Raw genomic sequence first — 18,293 nt, forward strand, 5'->3', positions numbered from 1 at the left:
TTTAATTTTTGAGAAGACTTGTCCTGTCTTCTATTTAAAACGAGCTTGCATCCTTACATTTAATAGGCTGGGAACGCTCCTTTAAAATTTCATAACCGCGATCACCGTAGTCAAAACGGGCAATCACAGAAGCAAATTTTTTCAAACTCACCGGCGCATCCATTGCTGGTAGTTTTAATTCAATAAAAGTTAATTGATCATTCTGATGAACATTGTCTAAAACACTCTTAAGCTGTCCGGCAGTTTCAACCACATAGGTGGTATGACCTTTTTTACCGTTAAATACAGCTGGAATTTCAGTATATTTCCAATTTTGTACATCGTTATAGGCAGCGTTTTCGCCCATGATTAATCGCTCAATGGTGTAACCGCCATTGTTCAGCAAGAAAATAATGGGTTTTAAACCGTGACGGATAATCGTAGAGAGCTCTTGTACCGTAAGCTGGAATGAACCATCACCAATAAATAGAATTTGACGGCGTTCAGGAGCAGCTAGCAAACTACCAAGTAAAGCCGGTAAGGTATAACCGATTGAACCCCAAAGTGGCTGAGCAATATATTTAGCTGTAGCAGGAAGTTTTAAACCAGACAAAGCTGAGTTTGATGTTCCCACCTCTCCAATAATCACATCATCTTCTTTTAAGAAACCTGCAATGTAGTTCCAAAGTACATCTTGGCTTAGCTTTTGTTGTGCTGGGGCTTCAAAGGCTTTTTGAGGTTGCTTTTCAAGAACAGGTTTAGTCGCTTTACGCGGTGCAACTTTTTTATTTAACTCAACAAGTAATTGTCCAATCTCAATGCCTGGAAAATCCTGACCAAAAATATTCAGACCATAAGATTTAATTTCGATATAGTTTTTAGTCGCAATTTGATGAGTAAATACAGCTGAACCTACGTCGGTAAAACGTGCGCCAATACCAATTAAACAGTCAGATTGTTCGATGATATTTTTTACATGTGGCTGGCTTGCCCCACCAACATAAGTACCGATGTAACGAGGTGAGCCTTCATCCATAATATTTTTTGCAGTATTCATACCGGCAAATGGAATTGAGCACTTTTGAGATAAATCATTAAGTAGAGAAGTTACACCAAAAACTGAAGCTTCATTATCAATAAGAAGCGCTGGGCTTTGAGCATTCGCAATAATGTCACAGAGTTTGCTCACCACAGTTTGCAATAATTCAGGTTCAACAGCTGGATAACTTAGGTCGAGTGGACGCTCAGACACTTCAATTTTAACGTGAGTAATATCTCCAGGTAATTGAATGTGTACAGGGCGGCGATCAAGGAAACACTGACGTAATACACGGTCAATTTCAAAGGCTGCATTTGCCGGAGTTAAACGTGTTTGAGCAACTGTGAACTCTTTCATGCAGTTCATAATATTGTCGTAGTTACCATCAACCAACGTATGGTGAATCAAAGTACCTTTTTGAACTGCATGTAAAGGAGGAATACCAGAAATATGGATAAGAGGCACATTTTCTGCATAGGCACCAGCAATGCCATTAATCGCGCTTAAATCACCTACACCATATGTGGTTGCCAAGGCAGAAAAACCGTTAATTCGTGCATAACCATCTGCTGCATAGGCAGCATTTAATTCATTACAATTTCCAATAAATTCGAGTTCTGGATCTGCTTCAACTTGTTCTAGATATGAGAGGTTAAAATCACCAGGTACACCAAAGAGATGCTGGATACCCATTTGTTTTAGACGAAGATTTAAAAAGTCACCGATTTCTATGAACATTGCTCTATATCCTTTGAGACCAATTTTTATTCCATAGAAAAATAATATTTCATCTACCTTTTAGATTTCGTGCATAATGAAAACGCATTTTAATAAAAATACATGATTTGTGTATCATAAAAGGATTTTATGCAATGGATAAGTTCGACTGGCAAATCATTCAGGCATTACAAAAGAATGGACGGCTCACCAATCAGGAAGTTGGAGATTTAATCGGTTTATCTGCTTCCCAATGTTCTAGAAGAAGGCAGCTACTTGAGCAAAAAGGCATAATTTTAGGTTACACCGCCCGCATCCAGCAACAAGCGCTAGGACTGGAAGTCACAGCGATGATTCATATTAATTTAAGAACACACGAAGCTAAATCGCAGCAGGCTTTTCAAGAGTTAATTGAAGCGGAAGATAACATTCAAGATGCATTTTCAATTAGTGGCGATGCTGATTTTATTTTAAAAGTAGTTGCAGAGAATTTAGAACAGCTTTCTCAATTTGTGACTGAAAGATTGCTTTCTTATAATTTTATTGGCCACATAAAGTCTTACATTGTTCTCAAAAAAATTAAAGAACAGAATCATTTTTTAATCAAACCTAAAAGTCACGGCTACCATCACACGACTTAAGCAAGTTAGGCTTTTAATAAAATAATTTAAAATAAAAAGGCGGATCTATTATCCGCCTTAAAATTAATATTTAGACTTTACTGATATGAACTGTTTGCCCAATCGTATTTTCAAGCAATCCTTCCAAACCAAACTCAGCACCTAAGCCTGACATTTTCCAGCCACCAAAAGGTGCATGAGGCAGAACCTCTGCATGTGTATTGACCCAAACCGTACCGCATTGAAGCTGAGTAGCGTAAACCTGAGCAGCTTTAATGTCAGAAGACCAAATTGATCCGCCTAAACCAAATTCACTATCATTGGCGCGAGCAATTGCATCTTTGATATCTGTATATTTTAAGATAGGTAACACTGGACCAAATTGCTCTTCTTGGACCACACGGCAAGATTCAGAAACTTCAGTCAAAATAGTAGGCGCAATAAAGTAGCCCTGCTCTGGTAATTGCTGTTGACCTGAAAGTGCTTTTGCACCTTGTTCAATTGCTTCTGCAATAAGAGCTTTCACCTTGTTATATTGCATTTGATTTTGTACTGGACCAAACGTTGTAGAAGACTCCATTCCATCGCCCACAACTTGGGCATTAGCAATGTCAGCTAATTTTTGCGATAAAGCATCGTATTGACTTTCATGCACATATAAACGCTTTAACGCAGCACACGTTTGACCTGCATTTAAAAATGCAGTATTAAAAATCTTAGCTGCAATTTCATCTATATTTGCATCAGGTAACACAATACCCGCATCATTACCACCCAGCTCTAAAGTTAAATGTTTTAGTTGTTGAGCTGCCCCCGTCATGATGTGTTGTCCAGTTCGAGTTGAACCCGTAAACACAACTTTTTGTACATCTGGATGGGAAGATAATGCTTCGCCAATCTCACCAGCACCCACCACAATTGAAATAACACCAGCCGGAACTTCTTGCTGAATGATTTCACATAAACGCAAAGTCGATAGTGGCGTATATTCAGAAGGTTTACTAATAACAACGTTACCGGCACGTAATGCAGGCATGATATGCCAGACCGCAATCATGAGTGGCCAGTTCCAAGGGGTAATTGAAGCCACTACACCTAATGGTTGACGATGACGTTCAATACGCTTGGCTTCACTGTCTTCGATAATTTCAACAGGTAAATCCATAGCAGCTGCATAACGAGTCCAACCAATTGCGCCCTGCACTTCCATTTGCGCGAGTGCCAATGGCTTACCTTGTTCAAGCACAACCAGCTCTGCGAGCATTTCAGCGTGCTTCTCAATACCGTCAGCTATCTTGTTTAAAATTGATTTACGTTCATCGTGCGACACCATTTGCCATGCTTTAGATGCCTGTTTAGCTGCACTAACTGCTTGATTCACTTGCTCAACCGATGCTTTTGCACAATGTGCAGCCGTTAAGCCAGTAGCAGGGTTAATAATTTCTAGTTCACCTTGTTCACCTGAACAAAGTTGACCGCCAATAATGAGTTTAAATTCATTGAGCATATTCGCTTGTTGCATTTCTTCTTCCTTGTCTTAATTGTAATTACAGCCACTTACTTTATTTTCAGTTAAAGCAGGATTATTTAAAGTAAGATATTGATATATCAATGCGACCAAAAATATCGGGAACATACCAATACAATAAGAAATTTGCTCCCCATAAATCATGCATAATTATTTTTGTTTTTTGAAAATATGCATGGTTTGTGCATATATCACTCTTCTGATACACACTTTTAATAAAAATAATATGTAATAAAAAAGCCCGGTAATAAACCGGGCTTTTTTTGTTATCAACTCAATTAGTCGATTGGTGGTACATAGTTACCAGAAGCAATCGCATCTTTAATGCGGTCAGCTTCAGCCAATACTTGACCTAAAAGGTTTTTAACGTTTTCGAATGTTACAACAGGGCTTAATGTTGTCATTTTCAATGACTGTACATTACCAACTTTTGTTACACCGATATTTGCTTCACCACGAGCAAACAATTCGTCCGCTACGTTTTGGTTTAAGCTATCGATCAACTCAGCTGGATAGCCTTGTGGTACAACACGGAACAATACAGAAGCAAATTGTGGTTCAACTAAAAGCTCTAAGCCTGTCGTTGCCTTGATGTAATCTGCAACTTCACGAGTAAGTTTTACACCATGGTCAATCATTGAACCATATAGGTCTTCACCAAGTGATTCGATTGTCATCCACAATTTCAATGCATCAAAACGACGAGTCGTTTGTAATGACTTAGAAACAAGGTTTGGTACACCATGTTCTTCATCATAAGCAGAGTTCAAATATTCAGCTTCGTAGTGCATAAAGCGATAGTTCGCTTCGTCTTTTAACAAGAACGCGCCACAGCTAATGCTTTGGAAATAGTGCTTATGGAAGTCGAGTGTAATTGAGTCTGACAATTCAATACCATCAAGCATTGCACGATAGTCTGTTGACAGAATTAATGCACCACCCCATGCCGCATCGATATGCATCCATGAACCATATTTATTGGTAATTTCACGGATTTTCTTCAATGGATCAATTGCACCAGCATCAGTTGTACCTGCTGTCGCAACGACACAAGCAACTACTTTGCCTTCTGATTGCAAATGTGCCATTGTTTTTTCAAGCGCATCTACATCCATCTGTGCATTTTCATTCACAGGAACAGTAACAACTGACTGGAAGCCCATGCCCATCATCGCCATGTTCTTTTGCACAGAGAAATGCGCATTTTCAGAACAAATGACTTTGACGTTTTTCATTGCATCAGCTGGAATACCATCACGCTGTACAGACCACGGATTACCGTTTTCGTCTTTCCAGTTTTTCGAAATGCACCAGTCACGAGCAAGCAATACACCCATTAAGTTAGATTGAGTACCGCCAGAGGTGAAAACACCCGCCTGACCAGAACCATAACCTACTTTTTGGCGTAACCAATCAATGAGCTGAACTTCCATTAATGAACCGGCTGGGCTTTGATCCCATGAGTCCATAGACTGGTTAGTTGCATTGATTAGTACTTCCGCAATCTGACTCATTACCATCGTTGGACAATGCAAATGTGCCAATGAGTGCGGATGATGTACTTTTAAGCTTTTATTTAAGAAAAGCTCAATCATACGTTGAAGTGATTCTTGTACACCCATACCTTCTTTTGAAGGCTGGAAAGAAATCGCTGAACGCAATTCTTTAATGCTACCGCCTGTGTACATCTTTTCATTTTGCAACCATGCTGAAACGGCTTTTACCGCTTCGCCCATTGCTGACTCATAGTCAGCAATGGATTGTGCATCATTGCAGAGTAACGCTTTACGATGTTCTGCAAAATCCACCATACTTATGCGCCTCGTACTGCAACCAATGCTTCTGCAATTGCTTTCTTAAAGCGAGCAACTACTTCAACACACTCTTCTTGAGTGATGATAAGCGGGCAAAGTAAACGAATTACTGTACCGTTACGGCCACCTTTTTCAAGCAATAGTTTATTGTTGAAACAAGCAGTTTGAATTGCAGCAGCTAATTGTGAATCCGCAGGAAGCGAACCAATACGGTCAGCTTGTTTACGCTCGTCAACAATCTCAACACCGATCATTAAACCGCGGCCACGCACGTTACCGATACATGGGAATTCTTGAGCCAATTTTTTAAATTCAGCCTGTAGATAGTCACCACGTTCTTGCGCATTTTGAGCAAGATTTTGTTCAGTAATCGTTTTTAATACGACAAGGCCTGTACCCATAGCAAGTTGGTTACCACGGAAAGTACCCGTGTGACCTGCAGGCTGCCAAGCATCAAATTTACGTTTAATACCTAATACTGCAAGTGGTAAACCACCACCTACTGCTTTAGACATTACAACAACATCAGGTTCAATACCTGCGTGTTCAAATGCAAACATTTTGCCTGAACGTGCAAAGCCAGCTTGAACTTCGTCTAAAATCAAAACGATGTTGTGCTTTTCAGTCACTTCACGGATTTTTTGCAACCATTTTACTGGAGCTGTAACTACGCCGCCTTCACCTTGAATCGCTTCAAGAATAACAGCAGCCGGTTTTGTTACACCGCTTTCTACATCTTCAATAAAGTTTTCAAAGTAGTAAGTTAAAGCGTCAACACCTGCTTCACCACCTAAACCAAGTGGGCAGCGGTATTCATGCGGATATGGCATGAATTGTACGCCTGGCATTAAACCGTTAACTGCATTTTTTGCACTTAAATTACCAGTCATAGCAAGTGCACCATGGGTCATACCATGGTAACCGCCAGAGAAACTGATCACTGAACTACGGCCAGTGTAAGTCTTAGCAAGTTTAATTGCTGCTTCAGTTGCGTCTGCACCAGCAGGACCACAGAACTGCAAGCAATATTCTTCTTTACCACCAGGTAAATATGCTAACAATGCTTCAGTGAATGCATCTTTTAAAGGTGTGGTTAAGTCTAAAGTATGCAATGGCAAACCACTTGCCAATGTATCTTGAATACTTTGAATCACCGCAGGATGATTATGACCTAAAGCCAATGTACCTGCCCCAGCTAAACAATCAAGGTACTGTGTACCTTCAACATCAGTAACCCAGCATCCTTGTGCTTTCGCTATCGCTAACGGTAATTTACGTGGATAGCTACGAACATTTGATTCCATTTGACTTTGGCGAGTCAAATAATATTCGTTAGTAGCATTAGTGGCAGGGTTAACGGAAGTAACGCTCATATCGGATTACCATCTCTGATAGGGGTAGAAAGAAATAAGTCTGGTGACGATGGGTCCTTTGACTCGGTGCTTTATAGAACTAGTAAAGACACTTATTTTATATCTTGTAACTAGGAGCGCGATGATACCTAATTTTACAAGAAAAAAAACGTCTTTTATGTACTTTACTCATCTAATCTTATTGAAAAAATGTATCATCCCAATAGTTACGATGAATTATCATCATACTATGTGACAACCTAAAGAAAATATTCTTTTTTTATATTACTTTGATTTTTTAAGTTACATTGACATACTTTAATTTTAGGACTTTGTTTTTTAAAGAATTTATATTTACCAAAATTTAAAAAAACTGATCTAAATATTACAAATACGCCACAAAATCTGCAAAAGTTATGCATAACTTATGTTTAACATTTCTTAATGAAAAAAATTAAATTTATATTAATTTTTAAAGGAAAAAATTATGCGTACTTTAGCTGTCTCAACCCTTCTTTTAAGTTCTCTCCTTAGCCCTTTAGTTTTTGCTCAGGATGATAACGCTTTGAACTATAATATTGTGAATGTACAAGCTGAAGCTTCTCGTCAAGTTTCTAATGATGAAATGCATGCAACTTTATATATTGAAAAAAGTAATAAACAACCAGCCGAACTTTCAAATCAAATTAATCAACTCATGAATCAGGCACTTGCCGTTTCTCGTAAATATCCGCAAGTAAAAGTGGAAACTGGTGCACAAAGTACTTATCCAATTTACGATAACGATAGTAACAAGCTAAAAGAATGGCGTGGCCGCGCTGAAATTCGTCTTGAAAGTAAAGACTTTAAAGCAGCAAGCCAGTTAGTAAATGAATTACAGCAAGGCTTCCAAACTCAATCAATTAATTTTACAGTTTCAGATGAACAACGTAAAAAAGTTGAAAACGAGTTGATGATCGAAGCTTCTAAAAACTTTCAACAACGTGCTCAAATGTTGACGCAAGCATGGAATAAAAGCCAATACACGCTCGTTAACTTAAACTTAAACACTAACAACTATTTCCCGCAGCCTGTAATGCGTGCAAGCATGGCTAAGTTTGCTACTGCCGAAGCGGCTCCAGCTCAAGACATGGCGGCTGGTGAATCTAAAATTACCGTAAATGCAAACGGTTCAATTCAATTTAAATAATTTCTTTTCATCAAAAAAAGCCGCACGAAAGATGCGGCTTTTTTTATTACTGATCAAGATATTCAACTCAAATTTTGCAAAGAATCCCAAGCAGCTTTCGCCAAAATATCTTTATAAATTTTAGGGTTGGAAGGAACATGTTGTGATAACCATGCACGACAGTAATTTTCTGTAGATCCAATCACTAATGAGAGTAATAGCTCACGAGGTATAGATTTTAAAAACTCAGAATCTGCATAATTTGAAATTTCATTAAAGATCTTTTGATTTCTTAATTTATTTTTCTGAACAAGACGTTCTTGGTCTTCACCTTGCATCACACTAAAACGAGCAGATATTAAAAATTTAGCAAACTCTGGCTGTTCACTTACCCAATCAATGTAACTATGAATAAAAGCATATAAAACCTCTTGAAGGGATTCTGTGCCCTCCAGATAGTCATCTCTTCTTGCCGCTTGGTCATCTAAAGCTGCAAAGAATAGAGTCGCAACAATCCCTTCTTTATTTTTAAAGTGGTGATAAATAGCCCCTACACTGCTGTCAGATTTCGAACGAATCATTTCAATGCTTGTGGTTTCAATTCCATTTTCCAAGAAACAAGACAAGGCATCTAATAAAATTTGTCTTTTTAAAACAGCCCTTCTGCTTGGATATAACCGTTCTAATAGCTCTTGTGCAGATTGCATCTTTTGTTCCCTAACCAGTTATCGGAGATATTCTGAATGACTTGACTCGCTTTTGTAAACAGAATTATATTCTTTAACAGAATAAAATTCTGTTTTTATTAATATGGAGCTTTAAACCATGGCAACTACTTTAGAACTTTGGAACAAATTGTCTGCTTTTCCCAAGGGAAAATGGACTTTCTCACGCATGCTATGTTTAAAAGCACCTTATTTCGGCAGTATTTCACCGCTCTTTATCGAGTTAAAACCTAATTATTGTGAAATAGCGATTAAGAAAAAGCGTTCTGTTCTCAACCATATTGGAACAGTTCATGCGATTGCGATGTGTAATATGGCTGAACTTGCAGGTGGCACAATGACAGAAGTTACGGTGCCTTCCACACATCGCTGGATTCCCAAAGGTATGACTGTCGAATATTTAAAAAAGGCAGAAACAGACTTAATTGCAGTTGCAACGCCTGTAGAAAAAAATTATGACTGGGATAAAGCTGGAGAATATTTAGTGAATGTAGAAGTCTTTGATTCTCAGAAAGAGAAAGTCTTCCAAGCTACGATTACCATGTGGATTTCTAAAAAGAAGTAATAAAAAAGCCCTGAACTGATCAGGGCTTTTTTTATTTATTTTTTAAATGGTAAGGCATATTTCAAGATACGACCAACCACCTGACCAAACTGTTTGGTCAAACTTGCGTTGTTATAGTTCAGACCATATTTTTTACATACAGCTTCAACTTTTGGAGCCATTTGGCGATAACGGCGTGCCGGAACATCAGGATATAAATGATGCTCAATTTGATGGCTCAAATGTCCACTTAAGATATGTAGTGCTTCTGAACCTTTTAAGTTTGAAGAACCACGAATCTGGCGCATATACCAATGGCCGCGGCTTTCGTCCTGTAAAACGGACTTTGGAAATACTTCTGCATCTTTAGTAAAGTGACCACAGAAAATAATCGTAAATGTCCAAATATTACGAAGGCCATTCGCAACCAGATTTCCCGTAAATACAGGTAAAGCTGCTGGGCCTGCAATTAATGGGAAAAAAACGTAATCTTTGAAGAGCTGAGTACCAATCTTTTTATTAACAGGTTTTAACTCTTCTAAAAATTTTGCCATGCTCTTGCGTTTATAAAGGACACGTCCAATTTCAAGGTTCTGAATGGCTACGCCCCATTGGAACAATAAGCAAAATGGAATGCTATAAACCGGTTGAAGCAAGAAACCTGGTTTCCAACGTTGCTCTGGGAATAAGCGAAGCAAACCATAACCAATATCATCATCTATACCTTTAATGTTGGTATAAGTGTGATGTTTATAGTTATGAGTTTGACGCCAGTTATCAGAAGTACCAACGGTATCCCATTCGTAAGTTTGACCATTAAATTTAGGGTCGTTCATCCAGTCGTATTGACCATGCATGACATTATGACCCAATTCCATGTTCTCCATAATTTTAGAGAAGCCTAAAAGGCCTGTTCCTAAAATCCATGCTGGTGGGAACCAACCTGCAAACAAACATGCTCGGCCTAAAAAACTACTATAGCGAACTGCTGCATAGACGCGGCGGATATATTTTGCATCTTTCTCACCTAAATCATCCAATACTTCTTGTTTGATCTGATCGAGCTCTTTTGCAAATGCGTCAAGTTCTGCAGGCGTCAAATCTCGATTTTTAGGATTTTTAAAATATTCGACTTTCACTGGCATATTCATAAAAGTTCTCTCTTAAAGATCAATAACTAGATCAGATTGTGCTGAGTTCACACAAATTTTGAGTAATTGGCTTGGTTCGGTATTTTCGCTACCATTGAGTAAGTTACGTGTAGACCCTTGGGCTTTACTACAAACGCACTTATTACAAATTCCCATACGGCAACCATGTGTTGGCTTAAGGCCTTCATGTTCCAGACTCACCAAAATTGATTCGCCTTTTGGAATTGCAATGACCTTATTAGACTGGGTTAATGTGACATTTACATAACCAACTTCAGCCGCACTATCACGAGTTAGGCTAAAAGCTTCTGTTAATACAGTCGGTGCTTTTTCAAAAAGCTGTTCCACTGTCGACACAAAACCTGAAGGTCCACACGCATATACGGTGCTGTTTTCTAAATCGTCTACTAATGCTAAATGCTCTGCATTTAAACGCTCATCATTTGGTGTTTCTTGTGTATAAAAAATCTGATAACTAAAATTTGGGAATTGCTGTGCAACTTGTTCAAAATATTCAATAAAAGCGACATCAGAACGCTGTTTTACCCAATATAGAAGTTGTACTTGAACTTTATCTAACTGCTGACTCTGTTTAATTGCAGTGATTAAGCTCAACATTGGGGTAATACCACTACCCGCAGCCAGCATAATTAATTTTGGCGTTTTGATATTTTGTTGCATGTCGCCATAAGGTTGACCAAGCTCAAAAACATCGCCAATTTGGCTTTCCGTCATAAACCAGTTACTGACGATACCATCAGTCACTTTTTTAATCGTTAAACGTAAATGTTGTTCGTCAATTTGCGTCAAGCTATAAGTACGTTCATAACGACGACCTGCGATTTCAACAATGACAGGATGATGCTGACCAGCAACACCCATTTTTACTAAACGGTTGCATTTTAGCGTCAGGCTCACCATGTCATGAGCGACAAATTCTTTTTTTACAATTTGAACAAGTCCATGTTTTACGGACCATAAAGGATTAACTTTTTGTAGCCAGAAGTTAGCCGTATCTCTATCAAAAATGGCTTGTGTCAATGAATTGAATAGAGAATTTCTCTTTTCGATTACGTGCATAGCTGGAGGCTCTATCGCTCTTTTTTAATTATTATACACATGTATATATATTTGTATATACACCTGTACTTTTAATTACAATTTCACAAGTTCACCTTCTTAAGGCTATAATCCTGACAGTTTATAAATATATTGAACAGCATGACCCAATCTTCACTTTCTCAGAGCCTGAATGACACATCTCGACAACAAGATGTCATTGAAATTAAAACAGCTACGCGTTCTGTAGGAAGAAAAGCGACGATTACTAAAGAAGAACTTTTTCAGGCTGCTCTGAATCTTATTGGTCCACAAAAAAGTATTGCTTCATTAAGTTTACGTGAAGTAGCACGAGAGGCCGGAATTGCGCCAAATAGTTTTTATCGTCATTTTAAAGATATTGATGAGTTAGCGATTTCTTTAATTGACCGAGCTGGTATTGTCTTACGTAAAATTATTCGCCACGCTCGCCTACGCGCATCCTTACAAGAAAGTATTATTCGTAGTTCTGTCGATATCTTTCTTCAGCAGCTCGATGCTGATGAGGGTAACTTAAGTTTATTACTACGCGAAGGCTTTACAGGCTCTGCCTCTTATAAAGCTGCAGTTGAACGTCAATTAAACTTCTTTCAACAAGAGCTACAAGAAGATTTAATTCGGCTAGAGCGCTTAAATAACAATCACCTCTACCACCCTGAACTTGTTGCAAAAGCAATTACTCAACTTGTGTTTCACATGGGGGCAAAAGCGATTGACCTTCCTATTGAGCAAAGGTCAGAACTTGCCGAACAGACCATGATTATGATTCGAATGATTTTAGAAGGCGCACGTCATTTGGATGAAGCAAAAATTCGTTAAAATTATCTAATGAATGGCTTGTTGATGAACAGGCCATTTTTACATCTAACTCCTCTATTTTCCAATAAAAATATAATTCATCGATTGAAGCGAATAGCTTGCGAGAGTATAAATAATTACCCCATTTTTTCTTTCTCCTATATTCCCAACGATCTCAGGGATCAACATGCAAAATTTGAATAATCGTCAAAGCCTGATTGCAAGCTACATTCTTATGGGCATCTTTTTGCTTTCGGTTATCCCATTACACCTATTAGCAAGTTTTTTTGCAGGCTTTCTTATTTATGAAATTATTATTAGCTTAAGCTCGGTTGTAGAACGTTATATTGATGGTCAAAGAGCACGTATTTTTATTAGTATTTTACTAAGTATTGTCACTATTTCACTTATTGGTTTTTTCATTACGAGTCTGATTAGCTTTGTTGTATATGATTTAAAAGGCGTCGGATTACATAGTATTAATACAAAAGTTGATCAAACCCTACTGCATTTACAAGCTGAAATTAGCAAATATCTTCCGGGTTATATTCCCGATAGCGTGACAGATTTAAAAGACGAAATCTTTGCATTTATGAAGAATAACGTGACCACATTAAAAAATGCCAGTTCAGATATTTTGCATAATTTCGTGACTATGGTTATGGGCCTCATTATCGGTATTTTGGTCGCTATACATGGTTTTCACCACCGTAGGCCCCAGCCAGTTTTTAAATCTCTTCTGATTCAACGCATTCAAAAATTATCAATTTCATTTAAAAACGTTGTTTTTGCACAAATACAAATTTCAGCCATTAATACCCTGCTCTTTATTTTATTCGCTTTTATTTTGTTACCGCTTTGGGGAGTCCACCTACCTTTTGCTAAAACCCTCACTATTTTGACCTTTATGTTTGGACTGATTCCAATTTTAGGTAATCTTATTTCCAACACATTAACGTTCATTGCCGCTCTTACTGTTTCACTCGGACTAGCAGGAGCAGCATTACTTTATCTCGTTCTGGTTCATAAACTTGAATATTTTGTTAACGCTAAAATTATTGGCCATAAAATCAATGCAAATGCATGGGAGATTTTATTGGCAATGCTGGTATTTGAGTCAATTTTTGGCTTAGGCGGTTTAATCGCGGCTCCAATTTTTTATGCATATTTAAAATTAGAACTAAAAGATGCTGGTCTCATCTAATTCAAAATCGATCTATAAAAAAAGCGCCCTCTAGGCGCTTTTTTATTTAGAATTAATTATGGTTTAACCACAACTAATACTTGAATTGCTTCTGGTGTAACAGTTAAACCATCAAGCAAGCTCAAGCCTTCTTTTTGCAACTTTTGTAAGCGTTCAATTTCATCTTGACGAATACTTGGGTTGAACTGTTTTAAATAGGTTAAACGGTCAATTTCATATTGCCATTTATTACCATAGTGTTCTTTTGCTTGCTGCTGAAGCTGTGGCAAATCAACTTTCGCGATATCTAATGCTTGTTTATAACGTTCCTCAATGATATCACGGCGAGCTTTAACCACCTGACGACAGCTATTGCCATCTAAATGGTGTAAATATGGTTTTAAGATAGTCGGATCAATTTTCTCAGACAAATCTTGACCATTTTCGCTTAATAGCACACGAATTAATTGCTTAGGTAAGCTCGATGGTAGATTCAACGCCTTAGGCGCCACCACATCGACTTTAAACCACACTTCAATTAATACTGAACCCTGCTTTAACGCATTAGATTTGAGTACAGCAACATTGGTACTACCAAATGATTGTGTACGGATCATTTCCATTACACTTTCAATGAATGGATGCTCTAAAGTTAAATATTGAGCATCTTCACGAAGCTGCGCTTGATCGCGATAGAACGTTGCTGTCATGCCTTCTTCGTCTAACGCCAAACCTTGCACTTGCATCTGGTCTGTTGGACGAATAATCACAGTACCGTTACTTTGCTCATCAAAGTCGATATTGGTTGAAGACATGAAACGCTTCACAAACATTGGTAGCGTTGTATTGTCATCATAATCTTCTAATGCCTGAACAATCTCTTGCGCCACGATTGGACGACATGAGTTATATTCAAGTAAACGATCTCGCCCTGCTTGAAGTTCAGCTTCTAAAGCTTGACGTTGAATATTCACTTCTTCAAGCAAATCTTCAAATGTTTGACCTTGATCTGCAAGCAAACAGTCTTTTAATTCAACAATAAAGTTTTCTTGCAACGTTTGCGCTGTTGGCGAAATATTGCTGAAAATATTAAGTGCTTCATTGTACCAACGGAACATACGCTCTTGAGCTGTTCCCACAAGATATGGCACATGAATCTGAATACGGTTTTCTTGACCAATACGGTCTAGACGCCCGATACGTTGTTCTAAAACATCTGGGTTAGCCGGTAGATCAAATAAAATTAGATCACTGGCGAATTGGAAATTACGGCCTTCCGAACCAATTTCCGAACACAGTAGAATTTGTGCACCATAGCTTTCCTCAGCAAAATAAGCTGCCGCTTGGTCACGTTCAAGTAAGCTCATGCCTTCATGGAACATGGCAGTACGGATGCCTGCATGCAAACGTAACACATTTTCTAAAGCTTCAACAACTGGCCCACTACGCGCAATTAAAAGCACTTTTTTATGCTTGAGATCTTTGCGCAGAACTTCCATTACCCATAACACACGTGGGTCATTTTGCATCCATGAACCATCAAGGTGTGCTTCTTCAGGCCACATCTGCTCACGCAGTTTTCCATCTTTTGACCAATCTTCTGGTGCTGGTAATGGTGCTGGCTGACAATCACGCCCTGGGAAACCTTGAATTGCTTCACGCGTATTACGGAATAAAATACGTCCAGTACCGTGACGGTCTAATAATTCGTGAATTGCTCTAAAGCGCTGTTCAGGCTGGTCTTCAATACTATGCCCTAATAAGCCCTCTAAAGCAGATAAATGCTCAGGAGCTAAAGGCTGATCAGACATCAGCACTTCAGCAATTTTTGCAGTCTGCTGGTACTGAGTTTCTTCATCTAAGAAGCGCTCTAAACTACTAAAACGCTGCGGATCAAGTAAACGTAAACGTGCGAAATGACTTTCTACACCAAGCTGTTCAGGTGTTGCAGTAAGCAACAATACCCCAGCCGTATTTTCAGCGAGCTCTTCAATTAAATCGTAGCGATCATTACCGCCTTCGTCTTCGCTCCACATCAAATGATGTGCTTCATCAACCACGAGCAAATCAAACCCAGCTTCTATGGCTTGCTCACGCAAATCATCATGGTCAACCATTAAATCAACGCTGGCAATAATGCATTGCTCAGTCAAGAACGGGTTAAGTTCTGGATCATGTTCTTTAATAGATGCGGTACGTGTTAAATCAAACAGAGAGAATTGCAAGTTAAAACGACGGCGCATTTCAATCATCCACTGATACTGTAGAGAATCAGGGACTAAAATAAGAATTCGTTCTGAGCGACCGGTTTTAAGCTGTTGGTGGATAATTAAGCCAGCTTCAATTGTTTTACCCAAGCCCACTTCATCGGCAAGTAAAACACGAGGTGCAAAACGCTTACCAACTTCGTGCGCGATATAAAGCTGATGCGGAATTAAACCAACTCGCGCACCAATCATACCGCGTAGAGGACTATTCTGCATTTGTGCTTGCATAAGCATCGCTTCAATACGCAGGTCATACCACTCTTTATAATCAACCTGACTTGCAAGCAAACGATCTAAAGGTTTCGACAACTGAATTTGCGCACCGATACGTGTTTCGTTCAACGCTTTACGATCTTGCTCGCCATTTTCTAAGGTACGAACAACGTTGTAACGCAAAACGCCATGTCGGTCTTCAACAGATTCAACAATCCACTTCTTGCCTTCCTGATCTTGAACTTCATCATTTGTGTTAAAGATGATACGAGATAGTGGAGCGTTATTACGTGCATATACACGTGTTTCATCACTTTTGGGGAATAAAATGCTGACAGATCTTTCATCTACATCAATAAGTACACCTAAACCGAGCTCAGTCTCTGTGTCTGATAGCCAACGTTGACCAATAGCATACTGCTGCAATTTTTCCACCTTTCTCTCAAGTTCGCACTACATATTGTACGATGCAAATTAGCTTATTTTTGCATCTTTTTATGTAGTCTTTAAAGCAAAATTTTGAAGCAAAAACCAATTAAATCGTTTTGCTACAAAAAATCACGCATTAAAATTTTTTACATTAAAACGGTACAGGACAGTCAAAAGTTAATGTTTCTGCTGTGACAGGATGATTAAAACTTAACTGTTTGGCATGCAAACACAAACGCGGAACAAGTTGCTGCTCCGGTGTTGCATACAGCGTGTCACCTACAATTGGATGCCCAAGATATTGCATGTGTACACGGAGTTGATGGGATCGACCCGTAATTGGTGTTAATTTCACACGCGTTACAGGTTGTCCCTGAATCTGAAAATTTTCTAGAACCTGCCAATGGGTTAAAGCAGGCTTATTGTGAGATGCGTCGACAATATGTAAAGGTGGTCGGCTTGGATCATAGATAACGGGAATATCTACAGTCCCCTCACCCTCTAAATGACCGGCAACTAGTGCTTCATATATTTTTGAAGTCTGACGGTCTTGGAATTGGCGTGCAATCGCACTTTGACCGCGCTTAGATAAACCAAATACCAAAATACCTGAAGTGTCTCGATCTAGACGGTGAATGAGCAAAGTTTTAGGCTCAATCGCAACCAACCTTGTCAGAACGCTATCATGTAAATCACCCTTACCCGGAACACTCAAGATGTCCGAAGGTTTATGAATCACCATAAAATCATCATCACGATAGATCAGATGTTCACTTAGAAAATCACTCAAAGTTGTATTCCCAAGGTAAGATGAAAAACAAGCGGGCAATAATAAAAAGCTTACGTCTGAATTACAATGCCGTTCGGGTAAATTAACAGCATAATTTGCAAATATTATGGCGCACGTTGGGTCTATGGTGAGTCAATGCTTCAATAACTGCATAATATGTTGCAAGGTAGGTGCTTGCATCACCTCTTCAGCGCTCAGGCTTGCACCGTTCGCACGCCATAGGTCGACTAGATAATTCACAGCAGATTGATTTATTCCGTAGTTTCTTAGATCAATTTCAGGGTGAACTTCCATAGGATGTCGCCCCACCTGTTCAGCAATGGCCAATAAAATTCCTTTATCCGACAAAATATATTCAGACGGCGCACTTAAAGACCATAGGCGCATTAAGGTCTGTGTATTTAAATGTTTTATATGGTCAAAACTGATCTTTTCAACCCATTGGATATGCTGCTCTAGATTAGCCGCCAAGATCGCATCATTTACAATAGCTACATAATCGGTAATAGATAAAACAAGCTGCATGACCTGTTTAAAAAGAGGTGACAAATTGCCTGCCATCACAACTTGGGCTTTACTATTTGATGACAGCCGCTGACCAAGCTGCAACATGGTTTGCTGAAGCTGAGATGTCTCAATAAAAATAACTGGAATTTCGAGCGCCTGTGCTCTTTTACTTAGCAATTCTAAATGATCGGCTAATGGCTGCCCTGCCCAATCAGGTAAAACTTTAAGTTCATTTAGTCCAATCATGAGCAAAATACTTTGCGTAGACTCAATTGACCAATTTGAAGTATTTGCTGCTAATTGGATTTTTCGAGGTAAAGGATAAAACATTGTTCTCTACAAATAAAAAATAGCTCAAATTAAAAAGCCCG

The 18,293-nt window shown here is 38.7% G+C and carries 15 protein-coding genes; 5 read left to right on the forward strand and 10 right to left on the reverse strand.

The features are described 5' to 3' along the window. Positions 1-34: 34 nt before the first annotated feature. Positions 35-1,756 carry an alpha-keto acid decarboxylase family protein gene (locus tag ASF86_RS09245; RefSeq protein WP_005045955.1) on the reverse strand — a complete coding sequence of 574 codons (1,722 nt, stop codon included), beginning with the start codon at positions 1,754-1,756 and terminating at the stop codon, positions 35-37. A 134-nt stretch (positions 1,757-1,890) separates the two neighbouring features. On the opposite strand from ASF86_RS09245, the gene ASF86_RS09250 reads away from it, so the two are divergent. After that, on the forward strand, positions 1,891-2,376 hold the full coding sequence (locus tag ASF86_RS09250) for an Lrp/AsnC family transcriptional regulator (protein ID WP_017387914.1): 486 nt from the start codon (positions 1,891-1,893) through the stop codon (positions 2,374-2,376). A gap of 70 nt (positions 2,377-2,446) precedes the next feature. Here ASF86_RS09250 and ASF86_RS09255 read toward each other — a convergent pair whose 3' ends face one another. The 3 genes from ASF86_RS09255 to ASF86_RS09265 form a co-directional block, all read right to left on the reverse strand. Further along, positions 2,447-3,877, reverse strand: a complete 1,431-nt coding sequence (locus ASF86_RS09255; protein ID WP_056481333.1) for an aldehyde dehydrogenase family protein — start codon at positions 3,875-3,877, stop codon at positions 2,447-2,449. 284 nt (positions 3,878-4,161) lie between these two features. Then, positions 4,162-5,694, reverse strand: a complete 1,533-nt coding sequence (locus ASF86_RS09260; protein WP_004643591.1) for a pyridoxal phosphate-dependent decarboxylase family protein — start codon at positions 5,692-5,694, stop codon at positions 4,162-4,164. A 2-nt stretch (positions 5,695-5,696) separates the two neighbouring features. Next, on the reverse strand, positions 5,697-7,070 hold the full coding sequence (locus ASF86_RS09265; protein ID WP_004643593.1) for a diaminobutyrate--2-oxoglutarate transaminase: 1,374 nt from the start codon (positions 7,068-7,070) through the stop codon (positions 5,697-5,699). Positions 7,071-7,536: 466 nt separating this feature from the next. On the opposite strand from ASF86_RS09265, the gene ASF86_RS09270 reads away from it, so the two are divergent. Continuing rightward, entirely contained in the window at positions 7,537-8,238 is a 702-nt protein-coding gene (locus tag ASF86_RS09270) for an SIMPL domain-containing protein (RefSeq protein ID WP_056481335.1), read from the forward strand. Between the two features lie 62 nt (positions 8,239-8,300). On the opposite strand, the gene ASF86_RS09275 is transcribed toward ASF86_RS09270, so the two are convergent. Continuing rightward, positions 8,301-8,924, reverse strand: coding sequence for a TetR/AcrR family transcriptional regulator (locus ASF86_RS09275; RefSeq protein WP_056481337.1), 624 nt, complete (start codon positions 8,922-8,924; stop codon positions 8,301-8,303). Between the two features lie 118 nt (positions 8,925-9,042). On the opposite strand from ASF86_RS09275, the gene ASF86_RS09280 reads away from it, so the two are divergent. Next, positions 9,043-9,507 (forward strand): hotdog fold domain-containing protein, encoded by a 465-nt coding sequence (locus ASF86_RS09280; protein WP_056481338.1) that lies wholly within the window; start codon positions 9,043-9,045, stop codon positions 9,505-9,507. 35 nt (positions 9,508-9,542) lie between these two features. Here the strand turns inward: ASF86_RS09280 and ASF86_RS09285 are convergent, their stop codons facing one another. Together ASF86_RS09285 and ASF86_RS09290 are read right to left on the reverse strand one after the other, a co-directional pair. After that, positions 9,543-10,637: a fatty acid desaturase family protein gene (locus ASF86_RS09285; protein WP_056481341.1), complete on the reverse strand. Its 1,095-nt coding sequence runs from the start codon at positions 10,635-10,637 to the stop codon at positions 9,543-9,545. Positions 10,638-10,649: 12 nt separating this feature from the next. Next, positions 10,650-11,717, reverse strand: a complete 1,068-nt coding sequence (locus ASF86_RS09290) for a ferredoxin reductase (protein ID WP_056481344.1) — start codon at positions 11,715-11,717, stop codon at positions 10,650-10,652. A 141-nt stretch (positions 11,718-11,858) separates the two neighbouring features. On the opposite strand from ASF86_RS09290, the gene fabR reads away from it, so the two are divergent. Continuing rightward, on the forward strand, positions 11,859-12,554 hold the full coding sequence (fabR, locus tag ASF86_RS09295) for an HTH-type transcriptional repressor FabR (protein ID WP_005038992.1): 696 nt from the start codon (positions 11,859-11,861) through the stop codon (positions 12,552-12,554). A 166-nt stretch (positions 12,555-12,720) separates the two neighbouring features. Then, positions 12,721-13,737: an AI-2E family transporter gene (locus ASF86_RS09300; RefSeq protein WP_005038990.1), complete on the forward strand. Its 1,017-nt coding sequence runs from the start codon at positions 12,721-12,723 to the stop codon at positions 13,735-13,737. A gap of 56 nt (positions 13,738-13,793) precedes the next feature. Here the strand turns inward: ASF86_RS09300 and rapA are convergent, their stop codons facing one another. From rapA to ASF86_RS09315, 3 genes are all read right to left on the reverse strand, one after another. Then, entirely contained in the window at positions 13,794-16,631 is a 2,838-nt protein-coding gene (rapA, locus tag ASF86_RS09305; protein ID WP_056481347.1) for an RNA polymerase-associated protein RapA, read from the reverse strand. A 145-nt stretch (positions 16,632-16,776) separates the two neighbouring features. Then, positions 16,777-17,415: an RluA family pseudouridine synthase gene (locus tag ASF86_RS09310; protein ID WP_003650418.1), complete on the reverse strand. Its 639-nt coding sequence runs from the start codon at positions 17,413-17,415 to the stop codon at positions 16,777-16,779. 132 nt (positions 17,416-17,547) lie between these two features. Then, positions 17,548-18,252, reverse strand: coding sequence for a hypothetical protein (locus tag ASF86_RS09315; protein ID WP_056481350.1), 705 nt, complete (start codon positions 18,250-18,252; stop codon positions 17,548-17,550). Between the last annotated feature and the right edge of the window lie 41 nt (positions 18,253-18,293).

Source organism: Acinetobacter sp. Leaf130, from assembly GCF_001423205.1.
Taxonomy (GTDB): Bacteria; Pseudomonadota; Gammaproteobacteria; order Pseudomonadales; family Moraxellaceae; genus Acinetobacter; species Acinetobacter calcoaceticus.